Source organism: Eubacterium pyruvativorans, from assembly GCF_900102225.1.
GTDB classification, from domain to species: domain Bacteria; phylum Bacillota; class Clostridia; order Peptostreptococcales; family Anaerovoracaceae; genus Aminicella; species Aminicella pyruvativorans.
The window spans coordinates 38,926-55,863 of record NZ_FNBF01000002.1; the positions used below are offsets into that span (position 1 = coordinate 38,926).

The following is a 16,938-nucleotide window of genomic DNA, read 5'->3' on the forward strand; positions in this document are numbered from 1 at the left end:
ATGGAGAAGGATGTGTACAGCGAATACCGCATGACCTTCGATTTCCACACCCATACGATCTACTCCCACGGATTTCCGAAGCCCCACGGAAAGGGAACCGTCCGGCAGAATGTGGAAGAGGCGCGGCGGAAGGGCCTTCTGGAAATCGCCATTTCGGATCACGGGCCGGGGCACCTGTTCTACGGAATCCGGCGGGAACGGATTTCCGAACAGCGGCAGGAGGTTGAAGCCCTGAAGCGGGAATACCCGGATATCCGGATCTGGCAGAGCGTGGAGGCGAATCTGAAGGAAGGCGGAAACCATCTGGATGTGGAGCCGGAGCTGGCCCGGCGGTTCGATTTCCTGTTGGCGGGGTATCATTACGGTGTGGCGAACAGCCATCTCAGCGGGAACAAGTTTGCCTCCTACGGGCTGATGCCTTCCGGACAGAAAGCGAATCTCCGGCGGGTCATGACGGAAATGTATGTGAATGCGCTCTATGAGAATGATATACGGATTCTCACCCATCCCGGGGACAAGGGACCGGTGGATATGGCGGAGGTCGCCCGTGCCTGCGGAGAGCGGGGGACCTGGATGGAAATCAGCACCTGGCACACCCATCTGACCACGGAGGAAATCCGGACTGCGATGAAGGTGCCGGAAGTTCGTTTCGTCATTTCCAGTGACGCCCACACGCCGGAACGGGTGGGCAGCTATCAGGGCGGCATCCTGCGGGCGCTGGAGGCGGGGCTGGATCCCGCCCGGATTGTGAATATAGAGTGCAGAGAGAATGTCGACAGAAGGGACAGGTGAGGGATAACGGATGTCCGATTTGGTGAGCATGAAGGAAGATAAGATCCGGGTCGTCCTCATATCCGGACTTTCCGGAGCGGGGAAGACCCATGCGGCAGACTGGTTTGAGGACCGGGGGTATTATTGTATTGACAATATGCCTCCCGCCCTCATCCGCAACTTTATCGAACTGACCTACTACGGCGGCAGCAGTATCACCCGGGCTGCCTTCGTGGTGGACATCCGCAGTGATGAATTCCTCCGGGATATCAGCGGACTCCTGCAGTACCTCCGGGAAAACGAGATGGTGGATCTGACCATGCTCTATCTGGAGGCCAGTGACGATACGCTGGTGAAGCGGTATAACGAGACCCGGCGCAGCCATCCGCTGACGAACGGACCGGCAACCCGGGACGTGATTGAGCGGGAACGGCGGATTCTGGATCCCTTCCGCAGACAGGCGGATGTCATCATCGACACAACCAGTCTGAAGGTGGCGGCTTTCAATGCCGAGATGGAGCACATGTTTACGTCGGACCCGGAGACCCAGACGAAGTTTGCGCTGAACCTCATGTCCTTCGGATATAAATACGGTGTGCCGGAGGAGACAGATGTTACCTTCGACATGCGGTTCATCCCCAACCCGTTCTATGTACCCAGTCTGCGGAAACTGACGGGGAATAACAAGAAGGTGCGGCGCTACGTCCTGAAGCAGGAAGTGACCCGCCGTTTCATCCAGCAGATCGACAGCCTGGTGGGGATGCTGGCACCCTGCTATATGAAGGAGGGAAAGTACCATCTGAACATCGCATTCGGATGTACCGGCGGCCAGCACCGGTCGGTGGTCATGGCCAACGAGATGGCCCGTATCTTCCGGGAAGAAGGATACCGGGTGACCCTCAGGCACAGAGAAATGAAGAGGTAGCAGAATGTCATTCTCCACAGATACGAAAAACGAACTCTGCCGGATCATGCCGGAGAAGAAATGTGATCAGCTCGCGGAAATCGCGGGCTTTCTTCGTGTGGCCGGAAGCCTGGGACTGGCGGGGGGCGGCTCCTTCCGCATCAGTGTTTCCACCGAGCTGGCGTCGGCGGCCCGGCACTACAAGCAGCTGATCCGGGAATATTTCCAGGTGGATTCTGCCGTGGAAATCGGCGAGGGCAGCGCACTGTCCCGGGGGCATACCTACATTCTGACCATCGGACCCGAGCAGCGCTCCGACTCCATCCTGCGGGAAACCGGCATCCTGCTGGTGCGGGAGGGAAACAACTATATCAGTGACGGAATCTACAGCGGACTGACCCAGAAGAAATGCTGCCGGAAAGCCTATCTGCGGGGGATTTTCATCGGGGCCGGCACCATCAGCGATCCGGAGAAGGGGTATCACCTGGAATTCTCCCTGGCCAGTCACAACCTGGCCAACGACCTGAAGCGCATGATCAACACCTTCGATGACCTGTCCGCCCGGGTGGTGGAGCGAAAGGGCCGGTGGATTGTCTACATGAAGAATTCCCAGTACATCAGCGACACCCTGGCCCTCATGGGAGCCAGCACCCAGATGCTGAAATTCGAGAACACAAGGATCCGGAAGGGCCTCATGAACCAGACCATGCGCATTATGAACTGTGACACGGCGAACACGGACCGGACCCTGGATGCCTCCCAGAAACAGGGGGAGGCCATCCGGAAGCTCATGGAGGCCGGGCTGTACGAGAAGCTGTCTCCGAAACTGGCGGAAGTGGCGGACCTCAGACTCCGCTATCCAGAGGCCAGCCTGACCCAGCTGGGGGAGATGCTGGATCCGCCGCTGAAAAAGTCGGGGGTGAACAACCGGCTGAAGCGTCTGGTGGAGATGGCGGACAAAATAGAACCGGGCGGACGGTCGGATGCAGAGGGGAGTTGTATACACGAATGAATTGTATACAGTATTTTTGTTAATTGGCAATAAAATGTTGCAATAGCACTATTAAAATCGATTGATTTCGGGCATAATAACATCATATATCTGACCAGATATTTATCTGGTCTTGTTTTTTTAGAAATACTCCATGTGAAATTCTTGACAAGTGTTATAATTCTGAAATAATAAGAATAGTTGATTGTTAAGATTGTGACAGGTTATACCTGGAAACAGGATCCGGTATCTTCTGTCGCAGCGAATGGGGCGATCTGAAAAGGGACGTTCGGGATACGCAGAACGAAATGTCGAAAAGTTGTTGGTGTCAGAGATACAGAAGGAGAGAGCCTATGGAATTACAGATTCAGGATTTAGTATCCTCCATCCGGAAAGAAGGTGTGGACGCTGCCAATGCAGAGGCAGAGAAGATTCTTGCGGAAGCACGGCAGAAAGCGGATGCGATCGTATCGGAAGCCAGGGAACAGGCTGAGGGGGCGAAGGAAGCCGCCGAGAAAGAGATCGGCATCCTGAAGGAGAGTGCAGCCGTCAGCGCAGATCAGGCGCGGCGGGATGCGGTACTCGCTTTCAAGAAAGAAATACAGGCGATCTATGAGAAGATTCTCCGGGAGGGAATCCGGGATACGCTGTCCGGCGAGGCGCTGGGGAAACTGATCCGCGCCGCTGCTGCGGGAGAAGACGTGTCCGGATATACCGCAGAAGTGGCGGAAGTCAGCGACGGTCTGAAGAGCGCTCTGGCGAAGGAAATCAAGGGCGGTCTGGAAATTCGTCCGTCGAAGAACGTGAAAGCGGGATTCCGCCTGGCAGCGAAGGACGGCTCCGGCTACTTCGACTGCACGGATGAGGAAATCGCAGAAATGCTGATGCCGTATTTCAGAGATCTTGATTTCTAAGAAGGGGGTGTTTAGGTGGCCTCATATTACTATCTGATATCGAGCCTGCCGGATCTCCGCAGTGACGGAGATCTCCCGATGAGTTATCAGGAATTTCTCGTCATGTGCCAGGCGGCAGTCAGTGAACAGACCTACCGGGTGCTGGAGGAACTGACGCTGTTCTCAGACGACGCGCCAATTCTTCGGGATTGGGCGGCGTTCTACAATATGCTGGCGAAGGAACTGAATCATCAGCGGAGCATCCGTCTGGGCAAGCAGTACAGCGCAGTGTATGACAAGGATCCGCAGATTTCCCAGGTGGCCCAGGAGGCGCTGGCGGCGAAGAATCCGCTGGAGGCGGAACAGATCATGCTGGACTATGAATTCCGTCAGCTGGACCAGCTGGTGGGACTCCACATGTTCGATGATTACGTTCTGTTCGGTTATGCACTGAAATTGAAATTGCTGGAGCGGAAGAGCTGTTTCGAACATGACAGAGGAGAGCGGGAATTCCGCCGGATTCTGGGGGACGTTCAGCAGCAGGTATATCGATTATAATGGGAGAATTTATGATATGGAAATTGTAAAGGGATATGTGGCTGGTATCAACGGAAACATGGCGAAGGTTTCGTTCGAGGGTCCGGTCCGCAAGAATGAAGTGGGTTACATTCTTGTTGACGGTGCGAAACTGAAGGGCGAAGTCATTCGTGTGAACAACGGGATAGCCAGCATGCAGATTTACGAGATGTCCAATGGCATCAAGGTCGGCGATCCCGTGGAATTCACCGGAGAGCTGATGAGCGTTGATCTTGGACCGGGCCTGCTGACACAGATTTATGACGGTCTGCAGAATCCGCTTCCGGAACTGGCGGAGCAGTGCGGCTTCTTCCTGGAAAGAGGCGTGTACCTGGATGCCATTCCGGACCGGGACTGGGAGTTTACGCCGCTGGTCAAGGCCGGCGACAGTGTGGAAGCCGGCGTGACGGTGGGTACCGTGCCGGAAGGACTGTTCACGCATCACATCATGGTTCCGTTCACGCTGAAGGGCAGTGACTGGACCGTGAAGAGCATTGTGGAGAAGGGAACGTATAACGTTCATTCCACTGTCTGTGTGATCGAAAACGGTGTGGGAGATACGAAGGAACTGTCCATGATCTTCTCCCAGCCGATCAAGCAGCCGGTGAAGTGCTACGAAGAGAGACTCCGGCCGGATGAACCTTTGGTCATGAAGCTGCGCTGTATCGACACCTTCCTGCCGATTGCGAAGGGCGGAACCTTCTGTGTTCCGGGACCGTTCGGCGCCGGAAAGACAGTGCTGCAGCACATGGAAGCGAAGAACGGCGAGGTAGACATTGTTATTGTCGCCGCCTGCGGCGAACGTGCCGGCGAGGTAGTGGAAATCCTGAAGGAATTCCCGGAACTGGAGGACCCGCGCACGGGACGTTCCCTGATGGAACGGACCATCATCATCTGCAACACCTCCTCCATGCCGGTGGCCGCCAGAGAAGCATCCTGCTATACTGCAGTAACGCTGGCGGAGTATTACCGTCAGATGGGACTCAACGTTCTGCTGCTGGCGGATTCCACCAGCCGGTGGGCTCAGGCGATGCGTGAAATGAGCGGCCGTCTGGAAGAAATTCCGGGTGAAGAAGCTTTCCCGGCTTACCTGGAATCCACGATTGCAGCATTCTACGAAAGAGCCGGAAAGGTGCGTCTCCGGGACGGCAGTATCGGATCCGTCACCATCGGCGGCACCGTATCCCCGGCCGGCGGCAACTTCGAGGAACCGGTGACCCAGGCGACGCTGAAGGTTGTGGGCGCTTTCCATGGACTGTCCAGAGAGCGTTCCGACGCCCGTAAGTACCCGGCCATCAATCCGGTGGAATCCTGGTCCAAGTATGACGGCATCGTGGATATGGATCGGGTGGAAAATGCCCGGGACATTCTGAAGAAGAGCGTGGAAGTCAGCCAGATGATGAAGGTTGTCGGTGAAGAGGGAACTTCCGCAGACGACTATATCGACTATCAGAAGGGGGAACTTCTGGATGCGGTTTACCTGCAGCAGAACTCCTTCGATGAAATCGATGCGGCAGATCCGCCGGAAAGACAGCGGGTTGAATTCGACGTGCTGTATGACATACTGACACAGAAATATGATCTGGAGGACAAGACAGAGATCCGGAGCTTCTTCAACGAGCTGAGACAGAAGTTCCTCGACTGGCATGGGACGGTGTTCGAGACACCGGAGTTCGAGGCGCAGGAGAAGAGCGTATCCGATTTCTATACAGCCAGAACGATTGATTAGGAGGTCTCATGCAGAAGGTATATACGAAAATTGAATCAATTGTCGGGAACGTTGTAACGGTCCGGGCAGAGGGCGTCAGAAACGGCGACCTGGCTCTGGTGGGTGACAGCTATGCGAATGTCATCAAGCTGGACGGGAATCTGGTTTCTCTTCAGGTGTTCGCCGGCGCCCAGGGTGTCAGCACCAATGACCCGGTCCGCTTCCTGGGAAGGCCGATGATGGTATCCTTCTCGGACCACCTGCTGGGGAGAATTTTCGACGGTGCGGGTGTTCCGCGGGATAACGGGCCGGCACTGACCGAGAACATGATTCCGATCGGCGGACCTTCCTTCAACCCGGCGAAGAGAATTCTGCCGAAGAATATGATCCGTACCGGTATTCCGATGATCGACGTGTTCAACACTCTGGTAGAGAGCCAGAAGCTGCCGATTTTCTCCGTTTCCGGAGAACCGTACAACCAGCTGCTGGCCCGGATTGCGCTGCAGGCGGAAGTCGACATCATCGTCCTGGGGGGCATGGGTCTGAAATACGACGATTACCTGGAATTCCGGGATACGCTGGAGAAGGGCGGTGCCATGAGCCACACCGTCATGTTCATTCACACTGCTGCGGACCCGACAGTGGAAAGTACGCTGGTGCCGGACATGTCCCTGGCGGTGGCGGAGCAGTTCGCACTGGAAGGGAAGAAGGTTCTGGTGCTGCTGACGGATATGACCAACTTCGCCGATGCCCAGAAGGAGCTGTCCATCACCATGGAACAGGTTCCTTCCAACCGTGGTTATCCGGGAGACCTGTACTCGCTTCTGGCGTCCCGGTATGAGAAGGCTGTGGATATCGACGGAGCGGGATCCATCACGATCCTGGGCGTCACCACCATGCCGGGGGATGACGTCACCCATCCGGTTCCGGACAACACCGGATATATTACAGAGGGTCAGTTCTACCTGAGAAACGGACATATCGAGCCGTTCGGTTCCCTGTCCCGACTGAAGCAGAATGTAAACGGAAAGACGAGAGACGATCACCGGGCGCTGATGGACGGCATGATCAAGCTGTATGCCCAGTACAAGGAAAGTCTCGAGAAGAAGTCCATGGGATTCCTGATGACGGAATGGGACGAGAAACTGCTGAAATACGGTGAGCTTTTTGAATCCAGACTGATGGATCTGAGTGTGAATATTCCGCTGGAAGACGCACTGGATCTCGGATGGAAGATTCTCGCAGAGTGCTTCGAACCGAATGAGACCGGACTGAAGACCAGCCTCATTCAGGAGAGATGGCCGAAGCGGACGGAGGAGAACGAAGCGACGGAATAGAATAAGGAGCAGAGATGGCGATCAAACTCACTAAGAATGAACAGAAAGTGCAGAAGGATCACCTGAAACAGTATCAGCGTTATCTGCCGACCCTGCAGCTGAAGAAACAGCAGCTGCAGTCCGTCATCATGCAGACGAAAGCCGATCTGGAAGAGAAAGAAGTCGAACGTGAGAATATGATCGGGGATCTGGACGACTGGATTGCAGTGTTCGCAGAGAACGAACTGTTCGAGGATGCGAAGAAACTGGATCATCTGGTGAAGCCGGATACGGTCATTGTGAAGACAGAGAATATCGCCGGTGTCAGGCTGCCTGCCTTTCAGGAACTGACATTTCAGGATATTCCCTATGACGTGGACGACTATCCTCTGTGGGTGGATACTGCACTGATCAAGCTTCGGGAAATCGCCCGTCTGGATGCGCTGGTATCGACGCTTCGCAAGCAGGTGGAACTGCTGGAGAGGGAGCTCCGCTCCACCTCCCAGCGGGTGAACCTGTTCGAGAAGGTGAAGATACCGGAAGCCAAGGAGAACATCCGGGTTATCGGAGTATACCTTGGAGACCAGCAGACGGCTGCGGTCGTAAGAGGCAAGATCTCGAAGAAGAAACTGGAGGAGGCAGCACGATGATAGAGAAAATGAAAATGGTTCACATCGTGACCACCGTCTCCCGTAAGGAAGAAATGCTGGAGGGGCTCCGGGATATGGGGCTTCTGCATCTGGCAGAACGGAAGAGCGCAGACCGGGCGAGTGTCGAGCGGTTTGCAACGCTGTCGAAGACGGCGGGGCAGCTGACAGAATACGCACCGAAGAAACAAAAAAGGGAGGAGACACCGATCCTTTCTGACGAAGCGTTCGAAACGATGTATTCCGGTGTGCTGAATGCACTGGAGAAGAAAGTAAGTCTGGCCCAGACGATCGGGCAGGACACGGCGGAAATCGAACGGGTTCAGCCCTGGGGCGAGTTTTCACCGGAGTCTGTGAAGGAACTGAGAGATCTGGGATTCAATCTGCACTTCTACCGCGTGGAGAAGGCGGAGTGGGAACAGATTTTGGAAGATGAAGAAATCCGGGCGATCCGGCTGGCGCCGGTAGAGAAGACGATCACGATTGCCGTGATCGGCACCCTGCCGCCGGAGATCAGGGGCAGCGAATTCCAGCTGCCGGAGAAGGGGATTCCGGCGCTGCGGCAGGAAATCGAAGACTGCCGGAAAGAAACCGAAAGCTGTAATGAGGTCCTGCGGGACGCTTCTGTTTACGAAGCCAGTTTCCGGGATCAGATGCTGAAGGCACAGAACCGGGAGAATTACTCCTCGGCCAGTGCCACGGCGGAGAGCGATGCGGATTTCGTCTGGCTGTCCGGTTATGTACCGGCGGCGGATATCGAATCCTTCCGCAAGGCGGCGGCAGCGAACAACTGGGCCTGGGCTGCGGAGGATGTGGCAGAGGACGATGAGGCCGTGCCGACGAAGCTGCGGTACAATAAACTCTCGAAATTGATCCAGCCGCTGTACAGCATCCTGGGAATTCTTCCGGGTTACCGGGAGCAGGATATCAGTCTCTGGTTCCTGATGTTCTTCACCTTGTTCTTCGCCATGATCATCGGAGACGGCGGATACGGGCTGCTGATCCTGCTGGCAACGGTGGGCATCGCCGTGAAGACGAAGAAGATGAGCACGCCGGTATACCTGCTGGGTGTTCTGTCCATTGCCACCATAGTGTGGGGCGGGATTACAGGAACCTGGTTCGGCATGGAGGGGGCCATGAAGGTGCCTTTCCTCCGGCACCTGGTTCTGCCGGGATTTGCGAACTACCCGGAATTCTTCAACGTGACGGCATCACAGCAGCAGAATAACATCATGAAATTCTCCTTCACCATCGGTGCGATCCAGATGGAACTGGGCACCCTGCTGGCGGTGAAGAAGAAACTGGCGTCGAAGGACTTGAGTCTGATATCCGACATCGGATGGATGATCTCCATCGTAGCCATGTACCTGCTTTCCCTGTATCTGGTCATCGGACAAAAAGTAATGTTGAAGCCGATCTTCATAGCGATCCTGGCCGGATTCATCCTGGTGGTCCTCTTCGGCGGAATGGCGCCGGACAAGACCTTCGCCCAGGGGCTGAAGGCGGGCCTGGCTGATGCATTCACCACGTTCCTGAACACAATCAGCTGTTTCGGCAATGTGATGTCCTACATCCGTCTGTTCGCTGTGGGCATGGCCGGTCTGGCGATTGCCCAGAGCTTCAACGGGATTGCGGCGGGCCTGGCCCACGGGCCATTGTTCATCCTGGCCATCGTCGTGGTGCTGATCGGGCATGCGCTGAACATTGTCATGTGCTTCCTTTCGGTAGTGGTACACGGCGTCCGACTGAACGTACTGGAATTTTCCGGGCAGGTAGGACTGGAGTGGACCGGTATCGCATACGAGCCATTTAAGAAGAATGACAAAATCAAAAAATAAGTGAGATTATAGAAAAAGGAGAAGGAATATGAACATCGCTTTTGTTGGAATGGCAGCTGCACTGGGTCTTTCTGCAGCGGGATCTGCATTCGGTACTGGATTTGCGGGACAGGCAGCCATCGGTGCCTGGAAGAAGTGCTACGCCGCAGGAAAGCAGGCTCCTTTCATCATGATCGCTTTCGCCGGAGCTCCTCTGACGCAGACGATCTACGGCTTCCTGCTGATGAACTTCATCGCCAGCGCATGGAATAACGGAACCATCGATGCGGGGCTGTCTCTGGGCATCGGCCTCTTCGGCGGTCTGGCCATCGGCCTCTCTGCTCTGTTCCAGGGCAAGGCTGCCGCAGCCTCTTCGGATGCGCTGGGGGCGACCGGGAAAGGTACGGCGAACTACTTCATTGTCGTCGGTGTCATCGAAACCGTCGCTCTGTTCACCCTGGTATTCTGCCTGCTGCTGCTGAACACAGCTGCCATCAAGTAATCGAAAACAGAGAAATATGATTTCATACAGCAGGCCGTCTGACGGCCGCTGCCTGAGCCGCCGGCGGGAAGTCCCGCCGGCGGATTTTTTTTTCGTTGGAATCGCCGGCCGGTCCATGGTATAATGAGGGACTGCTCCGGCGCCGGGAATTTTGAAGGCGCCGGCAGGGATACAGAAACGGGAGGCGGGAAGTGAATTGAGGCCCGCACAGAAAGAGAGCATATGAAATACGAAGACAGTGGAATCAGAGAAGATATTCTGGCAGGCATCCGGGAAATGGGATTCACGGAGATGACGCCGATTCAGGAACAGGCCATTCCGGCGGAGCTGGCCGGGGAAGACATTGTGGGCCTGGCCCAGACCGGAACGGGGAAGACGGCGGCTTTCGGCATTCCGATGATCCAGGCGGTGGATCCCGGGGAGGCGGCCGTGCAGGGCGTTGTGCTTTGTCCCACGAGAGAGCTGGCCATGCAGGGCGCCCAGGAACTGGAGAAGATGGGAAGCCATGTGGAGGGACTCCGGGTGCAGCCGGTGTACGGCGGCGCCGATATCGTGCGGCAGCTCCGGGGCCTGGAGAAGGGTGCCCAGATTGTGGTGGGAACGCCGGGACGGGTCATGGATCTGATGCGCCGGAAAGCGCTGGAATTCAGCCGTCTCCGGGTGCTGGTCCTGGATGAGGCGGACGAGATGCTGGACATGGGGTTCCGGGAGGATATCGAAACCATCTGTCAGGCGATGCCGGAAGACCGGAGAACCGCCCTGTTCAGCGCCACCATGCCGGAGGAGATTCTGGAGCTGACCCGGAAGTACCAGCGGGATGCCCGGGTGATCGAGGTTTCCCATGATGAACTGACGGTGAGTTCGATCCGCCAGAGTTTTTATATGGTGAAGAGCCGGCAGAAGGACGAGGCCCTGTGCCGGCTGATCGACTATATGTCCCCGAAGCGGGGGCTGATCTTCTGCAACACGAAGCGGAAGGTAGAGCAGCTGACGGTGATGCTGAAGCGGAGAGGTTACTCGGCGGAGGCGCTCCACGGAGATCTGGTGCAGCAGCAGCGCACCCGGGTGATGGAACTGTTTCGCACCGGGGCGGCATCACTGCTTCTGGCCACCGATGTGGCGGCCCGGGGACTGGACATCGACGACGTGGACATTGTTTTTAATTACGACCTGCCCCAGGAGATGGAGTATTACGTCCACCGCATCGGCCGCACCGGCCGGGCCGGGAAGAAGGGGAAGGCCGTGTCTCTGATCAACACCCGGGAAATGCGGAAGATCACGGCGCTGGAGAATTTCTGCGGCACCCGCATCCGGGAGAAGACCATGCCGTCTTATGCAGATGTCATGCCCATCAAGGCGAACCACACCATGGAGAAGGTGCTGCACTTCTGCGAGGACATGGATCTGTCTGATTATGAGGACCTGGTCCGGGCCAAATGTGCGGAACTGGGGGATGCCGATCCGGTTCGGATCGCTGCGGCATTCCTGCGGGAGTCCATGGGGGAGGCCCGGGAAGATATCGAGATCCTGACGGGGCGGCCGGAGCGCCGGCGGCGTGAAGGGAAAGGCAAAGATTTCCGGGGCAGCCGTTCGTCCCGTTCATCCCGCCCGTCCGGCCGCAGGTTCGGCGCCAGGAAGGACGATGAGGATAACGAGTTCGTGACTTTTGACCGGAAGAAGGTCGGGAAGAAGGCCCGCCGGCAGGAGGCAGAGCGAACGAATGACCGGAAGCGGCGGACCGCCGGAGCGAAAGCAGCCGGCCGCACTGCCGGGAAAACCGGGGCGAAGCGGAAAAACTTGGGAGAGAGAGCAGCCGGCCGTACTGGCGGGAAGGCAGGAACGAAGAGAACGTTGAAGACGGGCGTGAAGAGCGGAAGCAGGAAGAAGGAGTTCCATGGAAAAGGGACAGGAAGTAAGGATCATTATAGAAGACGTAACGGAAGATGGTCAGGGCGTCGGGAGAACAGCTGATGGCATGACCGTATTCGCCCGGTCCGGAAGAAGCGGGGTGATGCCTCTGCCGGGAGACAGGGTGCGGGTGATTGCCCGGAAAGTGAAGAAGCATTATGCAGTCTCAGAAATTCTGGAACTGGAAGAACCTTCTCAGGACAGAATCCCGGAGTACTGCCCGTACGAAGGGGTCTGCGGCGGATGCCCTCTGGGACGTCTCCGGTATGAGAAGCAGCTGGAACTGAAGCGCCGGCACGTGACTGACGTGCTCACCCGGATCGGGGGCATCCCGGATCCTCAGGTGGCGCCGGTCATCAGCATGGCGGAAGAAACGGAAACGGGAATGGAAGGGGTTCTGCCTTCTTCTCCGCTGGCCTACCGGAATAAGGCGGTGATGGCTGTGTCCGGCCTGCGGAACGGGGAACCGTCTGTGGGATACATGCGGGGCCGGTCCCACCAGGTGCTGGATGCGGGACCGGTCTGCCGGATCCAGGCGCCGCCGGCTGGGGCTGCCGCGGAAGCACTGAAGGCGTTCATGCGCTCGGACCATGTGACCGGCTGGGATTCGGAGAAGAAGACCGGACTTATGCGGCACATGGTGGTCCGCACTGCAGCCGGAACCGGCGAAGTCATGGTCATCCTCGTCATCGCCGGAAAGGGAATTCCGAACGGTGGGAAGCTGGTGGAGATGATCGATGAGGCAATTTATCAGCTGCCGCCGGCGCCGAACGGCGTGACCTACAGTCTGGAAAGCGTTTTCCTCAGCACGAACCGGGGACCCCTCTCCCAGATCTACGGGGAGAAAGTAGAGAATCTGGCCGGCAGCATGACCATCACCGAGGAGATCGGCGGGGTGGCCTTCGAGATTTCTCCGCTGGCATTCTATCAGGTGAATCCGGCGGGCATGCAGAAATTATATGATCAGGTATTCGCATTTGCCGGGCTGTCCGTGGGAGACACCGTGCTGGATCTGTACTGCGGCGTGGGCAGTATCGGGCTGTGGCTGAACCGGATCATGGACGACCAGATCCGTGTGCTGGGCATCGAATCGAACGAAGATGCGGTGCGAAATGCCAACCGGAATGCGGTGATCAATCATATCGTAAATGCACGATACGTATGCGGAAAGGCGGAAGATATTCTGCCCCAGCTCATGGGAATGCTTCCGGAGGGACAGCCGGAGCAGGATCTGACGAAGTATCTGGGAGATCATTACCATCTGGGAACCGTGGAGGCCGCTGTGCTGGATCCGCCCCGGGCGGGCTGCGATGAGCGGCTGCTGGAGGCGGTGTGTGCTGCGAAACCGGAGAAGATCGTCTATGTGTCCTGCGATCCTGCCACCATGGCCCGGGATGTGAAATATCTGACGGCCCGGGGGTATACGTTCCGGGAGGCGGTGCCGGTGGACATGTTCCCGCAGACGGGACGCATTGAGACGGTATGTCTATTGTGTTACAATGGCGGTAACGCACAGCCGGCGTAAGGGGCCGGTCTGTGAACTGCTAAAGGATGAATACAGGGGGTATGAAATGACGGGATTCAATCGTAAGTTCGGTCTGCCGGGGCGTCTGGTTCTGCTGGGGGCTCTGGCGGCGGCACTGCTGCTGCTCGGCGGAATGCCGGTGCACGGGGCAGTGAAATATCTGACCCAGGGAAGTTACATCTACAGTGTCAACAGAGACGGCTCTGCTGCGGTTCACCGCTATCAGGGGACGGCCCGGCGGGTGGTGATTCCGGAGATTCTTTCCGGCCGCCGGGTGACGAAGATTGACAGCAAATTCCTTCAGGACACCAGCAGTGAAGTGACGTCTGTGGTGATTCCGGCTTCCGTCACAACGGTGTCCTCCGAGGCGTTCCGCACGCAGGACGGTTCACTGACCTCCGTTTCGGTGAGCGCCGGGAACACGAAGTACAGTGCAGCGGACGGTGTATTGTTTGACAAAGGGAAAGCCACGCTGATCTTCTATCCGACCGGGAAGAAGGGGGACTCCTATGAGATTCCCCAGACGGTGACAGCTGTGGGTGCCCGGGCGTTTCAGAATGCTTCCCAGCTTGAGACGGTGACCCTGCCTTCCGGCCTCCGGTCCATCGGTACCCGGGCGTTTGCGGGATGCCGGAAGATGGAGACACCGGAATTTCCGGGCACTGTGCAGAGCATTGGAAAGTTCGCCTTCAGCGGCTGCGGAACCGTCGATTCTTTCACGGCGCCGAAGAAGCTGACATCCATCGGCTACGGAGCCTTCAGCGGCTGCACGGGATTGAAAACACTGAAGGTGACCGGGTCCGCCCCGGCACTGAAAATCGACGGACAGGCTTTCTTCGGCTGCACTGCGCTGGACCGGGTCACCTTCTCGGACCGGGTCACGTCCATCGGCGATTCGGCCTTCTTCGGATGCACTTCGCTGACCGAAGTGACGGTGCCGGATACGGTGACAAGTCTGGGCCTGCAGGCGCTGGGATATGCCACCGATGAAGCAGGGACCGACGAATCTGCCGTGAAGGGGTTCCTCATTGTCGGAAAGAAGGGAAGTGCAGCGGACACCTATGCGAAGTCGAGCCGGCTGCTGTTCAGAAATGTGTTTAACGGCGCTGTTTCATATTACGATGCGATTCCGGACCAGGTAACGCTGAAATCCCTCACCCGGGGCGTCGCCACACTGACGGTGAAGTACGGGAAGGTGCCGCAGGCAGGAGCGAAGTACCAGATTGGACTGAAACAGAAGGGGAAGGCGTTCTCCTGGACCTACACTGACATGGGAACGGTCCGCTCGAAGAAGTTCACGAAGCTCCAGGAATGGAAGACATACTATGTGAAGGTCAGAGCGTACCGGGTATCCCACGGCAAGCGGTACTACGGTGCATGGTCCAGCCCGGTTGCGTCGGTCATTGTACGGTAGAGAGTGAATGGAACCGGCATGGGCCGGAAAGATGAAAAAAGGCGGGGCAGGCCGGCGGACGATGAATTTGTACGTCCGCCGGACTGCCCCGCTTCGATTTTCCGTATTCAGTTTTCCACGTTCAGATCAGTACGTCGTGGTTGATGCAGCTGTAGAAATCCCGCTTGATGGTGCTGTGGGTCTGACCTCTGTCCTTGGCCAGAATCCATTTCGCCTTGGTGACCGCTGCCTCGATGGTCATGTCGTAGGTTTCCAGCAGGTCGTAATCTTCCTTGACCTGGCGGCCCACCTTGTAGATGTTCATATCGCTGCCCTCATGAACCACCTGGGTGGCAATGATGGCCAGTTTCTCCGGATGTTCCTGCATCTGGGCGGTGAACTCCTCCATGAGATAGGCCGGGATGCCTCCCACACCGAAGCTCTCCAGAATGATGCAGTCGAACTGACTGAACAGTCCGCTCAGAATATCGCTGGAGATGCCCGGGATCAGCTTGAATACACAGACACTGCCGTTCATGTCATGGCAGAACTGGACGCCGCCGTTGAAATGAAGAGGCGGAATGTACCGTATAATCCGGTTGCCCCGGATATCAGCCAGCTTCGGATAATTGATGCTGGAGAAGGCGTTGTAGCTTTTCGCCCGTTCCTTCTTCGCCCGGGTTCCTGCGATAACGGAACCGCCGAACACAATCGAAACGTTCTGGGATTCCGGATCCGAGGCATAGAGCAGGGAATCGTGAAGATTCACCCGGGCGTCGGTATCCGGCACATCGATCGGTTTCTGGGCGCCGGTGATCACCACCGGCTTCCGGGAATTCTGGATCATGTAGGACAGCGCAGCTGCCGTGTAGGCCAGTGTGTCCGTTCCATGGCAGATCACGAAGCCGTCATACTGGTCGTAATGATCTTCGATGGCCCGGCTCACCAGGGCCCATTCCCGGGGCGTAATGTCGGTGCTGTCGATATTGCAGACCTGGATGGTATCCACGTCGCAGAATTCTTTCGTGTCCGGTACGAAGCTGATCAGCTCACCGGATGTGATGGCCGGTGTCAGGCCTTTCTCTGTGGTCTTGCAGGCGATGGTGCCGCCGGTGCCGATCAGCAGTATTCTTTTTTTCATAGCTCCCTCCCTTGTGCAATGCTCCGCAGAAAATTGTAACACAGCATCGCATCAGGGGGCAAGGCAGCCTCTCGGGAAGGAACGGCAGATCAGTCTTTCACCATGGCATCTTCCACCAGAAGACGCACGCAGTGGTACAGGTACGGCTTGTACTCGCTGTAGGTGGCCGGCTCGCCGTTGAGAATCACGTGGTAGCAGGTGGAGTTGATCAGTTCCAGTGTGGTGTAGATCAGCAGTTCCGGGTTCTTCAGCTGTACACCGTCTTCTGTCAGAAGACCGGCAATGAAGTCGTGGAACGCCATGGCATCCGGATCGTTTCCGCCGCCGCTGTTCATGAACATCCCCCAGCTGAGATTCTTCGAGATGAACTGGAGCAGGGCGATGTTCTTCGACAGACGGGTGATGATGTAGTCAGACACGTAGATCAGCTTGTCGGCGAAATCCATCTCGGATGCACTGCGCCGGTGCAGTGCATCCACCGCCTCCATCAGCAGTTCTCGGGATTTCTGTATGATCAGTGCGTTCCGGATTGCCTCCTTGTCATGGAAATACAGATAGAAGGTTCCCTTCGCCACCCCGGCCCGGATGGCGATTTCCATAATCGTCGTCTTGTGATAACCCACCGTCGTAAACAGTTCATAGGCACTGCGGAGCAGAGCGTCTCTTTTTTTTTGCTTGTTCTGTGCTGCTTTTCCGATTTTCAGAGGAATACTCATACTTTTCACCATGCCTTTCGGGAGGGGCAGAGCGCACTGTCCCCAGTCATTACCATCATCGTAGCACCGAACTGACCGGCAGTCAATAATTTAGAACGCGTTAAGAAATTGGTTTTTGTCGTCGAAAAAC

At 56.8% G+C, this 16,938-nt stretch carries 15 protein-coding genes; 13 read left to right on the top strand and 2 right to left on the bottom strand.

All coding sequences use genetic code 11. The annotated features are described in order from the left end of the window. The 13 genes from BLQ24_RS01070 (at window position 1) to BLQ24_RS01130 (ending at window position 14,972) form a co-directional block, all read left to right on the top strand. Window positions 1-792: a PHP domain-containing protein gene (locus tag BLQ24_RS01070; protein WP_090161778.1), complete on the top strand. Its 792-nt coding sequence runs from the start codon at window positions 1-3 to the stop codon at window positions 790-792. A gap of 10 nt (window positions 793-802) precedes the next feature. Then, window positions 803-1,696 carry an RNase adapter RapZ gene (gene rapZ, locus BLQ24_RS01075; protein WP_242869543.1) on the top strand — a complete coding sequence of 298 codons (894 nt, stop codon included), beginning with the start codon at window positions 803-805 and terminating at the stop codon, window positions 1,694-1,696. Between the two features lie 4 nt (window positions 1,697-1,700). After that, on the top strand, window positions 1,701-2,687 hold the full coding sequence (gene whiA, locus BLQ24_RS01080; RefSeq protein WP_090161780.1) for a DNA-binding protein WhiA: 987 nt from the start codon (window positions 1,701-1,703) through the stop codon (window positions 2,685-2,687). 332 nt (window positions 2,688-3,019) lie between these two features. Further along, on the top strand, window positions 3,020-3,580 hold the full coding sequence (locus BLQ24_RS01085) for a hypothetical protein (RefSeq protein ID WP_090161782.1): 561 nt from the start codon (window positions 3,020-3,022) through the stop codon (window positions 3,578-3,580). A 78-nt stretch (window positions 3,581-3,658) separates the two neighbouring features. Beyond that, window positions 3,659-4,117 (top strand): DUF2764 family protein, encoded by a 459-nt coding sequence (locus tag BLQ24_RS01090; RefSeq protein ID WP_242869544.1) that lies wholly within the window; start codon window positions 3,659-3,661, stop codon window positions 4,115-4,117. A gap of 16 nt (window positions 4,118-4,133) precedes the next feature. After that, entirely contained in the window at window positions 4,134-5,864 is a 1,731-nt protein-coding gene (locus BLQ24_RS01095) for a V-type ATP synthase subunit A (protein WP_090161786.1), read from the top strand. An 8-nt stretch (window positions 5,865-5,872) separates the two neighbouring features. Further along, entirely contained in the window at window positions 5,873-7,180 is a 1,308-nt protein-coding gene (locus tag BLQ24_RS01100; protein WP_090161788.1) for a V-type ATP synthase subunit B, read from the top strand. Between the two features lie 14 nt (window positions 7,181-7,194). Beyond that, the gene (locus tag BLQ24_RS01105; RefSeq protein WP_090161790.1) at window positions 7,195-7,809 is read left to right on the top strand and encodes a V-type ATP synthase subunit D; all 615 of its coding nucleotides are present in this window, start codon (window positions 7,195-7,197) and stop codon (window positions 7,807-7,809) included. Further along, window positions 7,806-9,644, top strand: a complete 1,839-nt coding sequence (locus BLQ24_RS01110) for a V-type ATP synthase subunit I (RefSeq protein WP_090161792.1) — start codon at window positions 7,806-7,808, stop codon at window positions 9,642-9,644. The genes BLQ24_RS01105 and BLQ24_RS01110 overlap by 4 nt, the downstream gene beginning before the upstream one ends. Before the next feature lie 28 nt (window positions 9,645-9,672). Further along, the gene (locus tag BLQ24_RS01115; protein ID WP_090161794.1) at window positions 9,673-10,125 is read left to right on the top strand and encodes a V-type ATP synthase subunit K; all 453 of its coding nucleotides are present in this window, start codon (window positions 9,673-9,675) and stop codon (window positions 10,123-10,125) included. A 222-nt stretch (window positions 10,126-10,347) separates the two neighbouring features. Next, the gene (locus tag BLQ24_RS01120; RefSeq protein WP_090161796.1) at window positions 10,348-12,096 is read left to right on the top strand and encodes a DEAD/DEAH box helicase; all 1,749 of its coding nucleotides are present in this window, start codon (window positions 10,348-10,350) and stop codon (window positions 12,094-12,096) included. Then, window positions 12,020-13,558 (top strand): 23S rRNA (uracil(1939)-C(5))-methyltransferase RlmD, encoded by a 1,539-nt coding sequence (gene rlmD / locus BLQ24_RS01125; RefSeq protein ID WP_090161798.1) that lies wholly within the window; start codon window positions 12,020-12,022, stop codon window positions 13,556-13,558. The genes BLQ24_RS01120 and rlmD overlap by 77 nt, the downstream gene beginning before the upstream one ends. Before the next feature lie 46 nt (window positions 13,559-13,604). Then, window positions 13,605-14,972 carry a leucine-rich repeat domain-containing protein gene (locus BLQ24_RS01130; RefSeq protein ID WP_173558099.1) on the top strand — a complete coding sequence of 456 codons (1,368 nt, stop codon included), beginning with the start codon at window positions 13,605-13,607 and terminating at the stop codon, window positions 14,970-14,972. Between the two features lie 121 nt (window positions 14,973-15,093). On the opposite strand, the gene BLQ24_RS01135 is transcribed toward BLQ24_RS01130, so the two are convergent. After that, window positions 15,094-16,092 carry an asparaginase gene (locus BLQ24_RS01135; protein ID WP_090161802.1) on the bottom strand — a complete coding sequence of 333 codons (999 nt, stop codon included), beginning with the start codon at window positions 16,090-16,092 and terminating at the stop codon, window positions 15,094-15,096. Window positions 16,093-16,181: 89 nt separating this feature from the next. Further along, window positions 16,182-16,808 (bottom strand): TetR/AcrR family transcriptional regulator, encoded by a 627-nt coding sequence (locus tag BLQ24_RS01140; protein WP_163440202.1) that lies wholly within the window; start codon window positions 16,806-16,808, stop codon window positions 16,182-16,184. Between the last annotated feature and the right edge of the window lie 130 nt (window positions 16,809-16,938).

What these genes read in the sequence shown, in the direction of transcription:
- BLQ24_RS01070 (WP_090161778.1), top strand. Translation starts at nt 1, where the DNA reads ATGGAGAAGGATGTGTACAGCGAATACCGCATGACCTTCGATTTCCAC.
- rapZ (WP_242869543.1), top strand. Translation starts at nt 803, where the DNA reads ATGTCCGATTTGGTGAGCATGAAGGAAGATAAGATCCGGGTCGTCCTC.
- whiA (WP_090161780.1), top strand. Translation starts at nt 1,701, where the DNA reads ATGTCATTCTCCACAGATACGAAAAACGAACTCTGCCGGATCATGCCG.
- BLQ24_RS01085 (WP_090161782.1), top strand. Translation starts at nt 3,020, where the DNA reads ATGGAATTACAGATTCAGGATTTAGTATCCTCCATCCGGAAAGAAGGT.
- BLQ24_RS01090 (WP_242869544.1), top strand. Translation starts at nt 3,659, where the DNA reads ATGAGTTATCAGGAATTTCTCGTCATGTGCCAGGCGGCAGTCAGTGAA.
- BLQ24_RS01095 (WP_090161786.1), top strand. Translation starts at nt 4,134, where the DNA reads ATGGAAATTGTAAAGGGATATGTGGCTGGTATCAACGGAAACATGGCG.
- BLQ24_RS01100 (WP_090161788.1), top strand. Translation starts at nt 5,873, where the DNA reads ATGCAGAAGGTATATACGAAAATTGAATCAATTGTCGGGAACGTTGTA.
- BLQ24_RS01105 (WP_090161790.1), top strand. Translation starts at nt 7,195, where the DNA reads ATGGCGATCAAACTCACTAAGAATGAACAGAAAGTGCAGAAGGATCAC.
- BLQ24_RS01110 (WP_090161792.1), top strand. Translation starts at nt 7,806, where the DNA reads ATGATAGAGAAAATGAAAATGGTTCACATCGTGACCACCGTCTCCCGT.
- BLQ24_RS01115 (WP_090161794.1), top strand. Translation starts at nt 9,673, where the DNA reads ATGAACATCGCTTTTGTTGGAATGGCAGCTGCACTGGGTCTTTCTGCA.
- BLQ24_RS01120 (WP_090161796.1), top strand. Translation starts at nt 10,348, where the DNA reads ATGAAATACGAAGACAGTGGAATCAGAGAAGATATTCTGGCAGGCATC.
- rlmD (WP_090161798.1), top strand. Translation starts at nt 12,020, where the DNA reads ATGGAAAAGGGACAGGAAGTAAGGATCATTATAGAAGACGTAACGGAA.
- BLQ24_RS01130 (WP_173558099.1), top strand. Translation starts at nt 13,605, where the DNA reads ATGACGGGATTCAATCGTAAGTTCGGTCTGCCGGGGCGTCTGGTTCTG.
- BLQ24_RS01135 (WP_090161802.1), bottom strand. Translation starts at nt 16,092, where the DNA reads ATGAAAAAAAGAATACTGCTGATCGGCACCGGCGGCACCATCGCCTGC.
- BLQ24_RS01140 (WP_163440202.1), bottom strand. Translation starts at nt 16,808, where the DNA reads ATGAGTATTCCTCTGAAAATCGGAAAAGCAGCACAGAACAAGCAAAAA.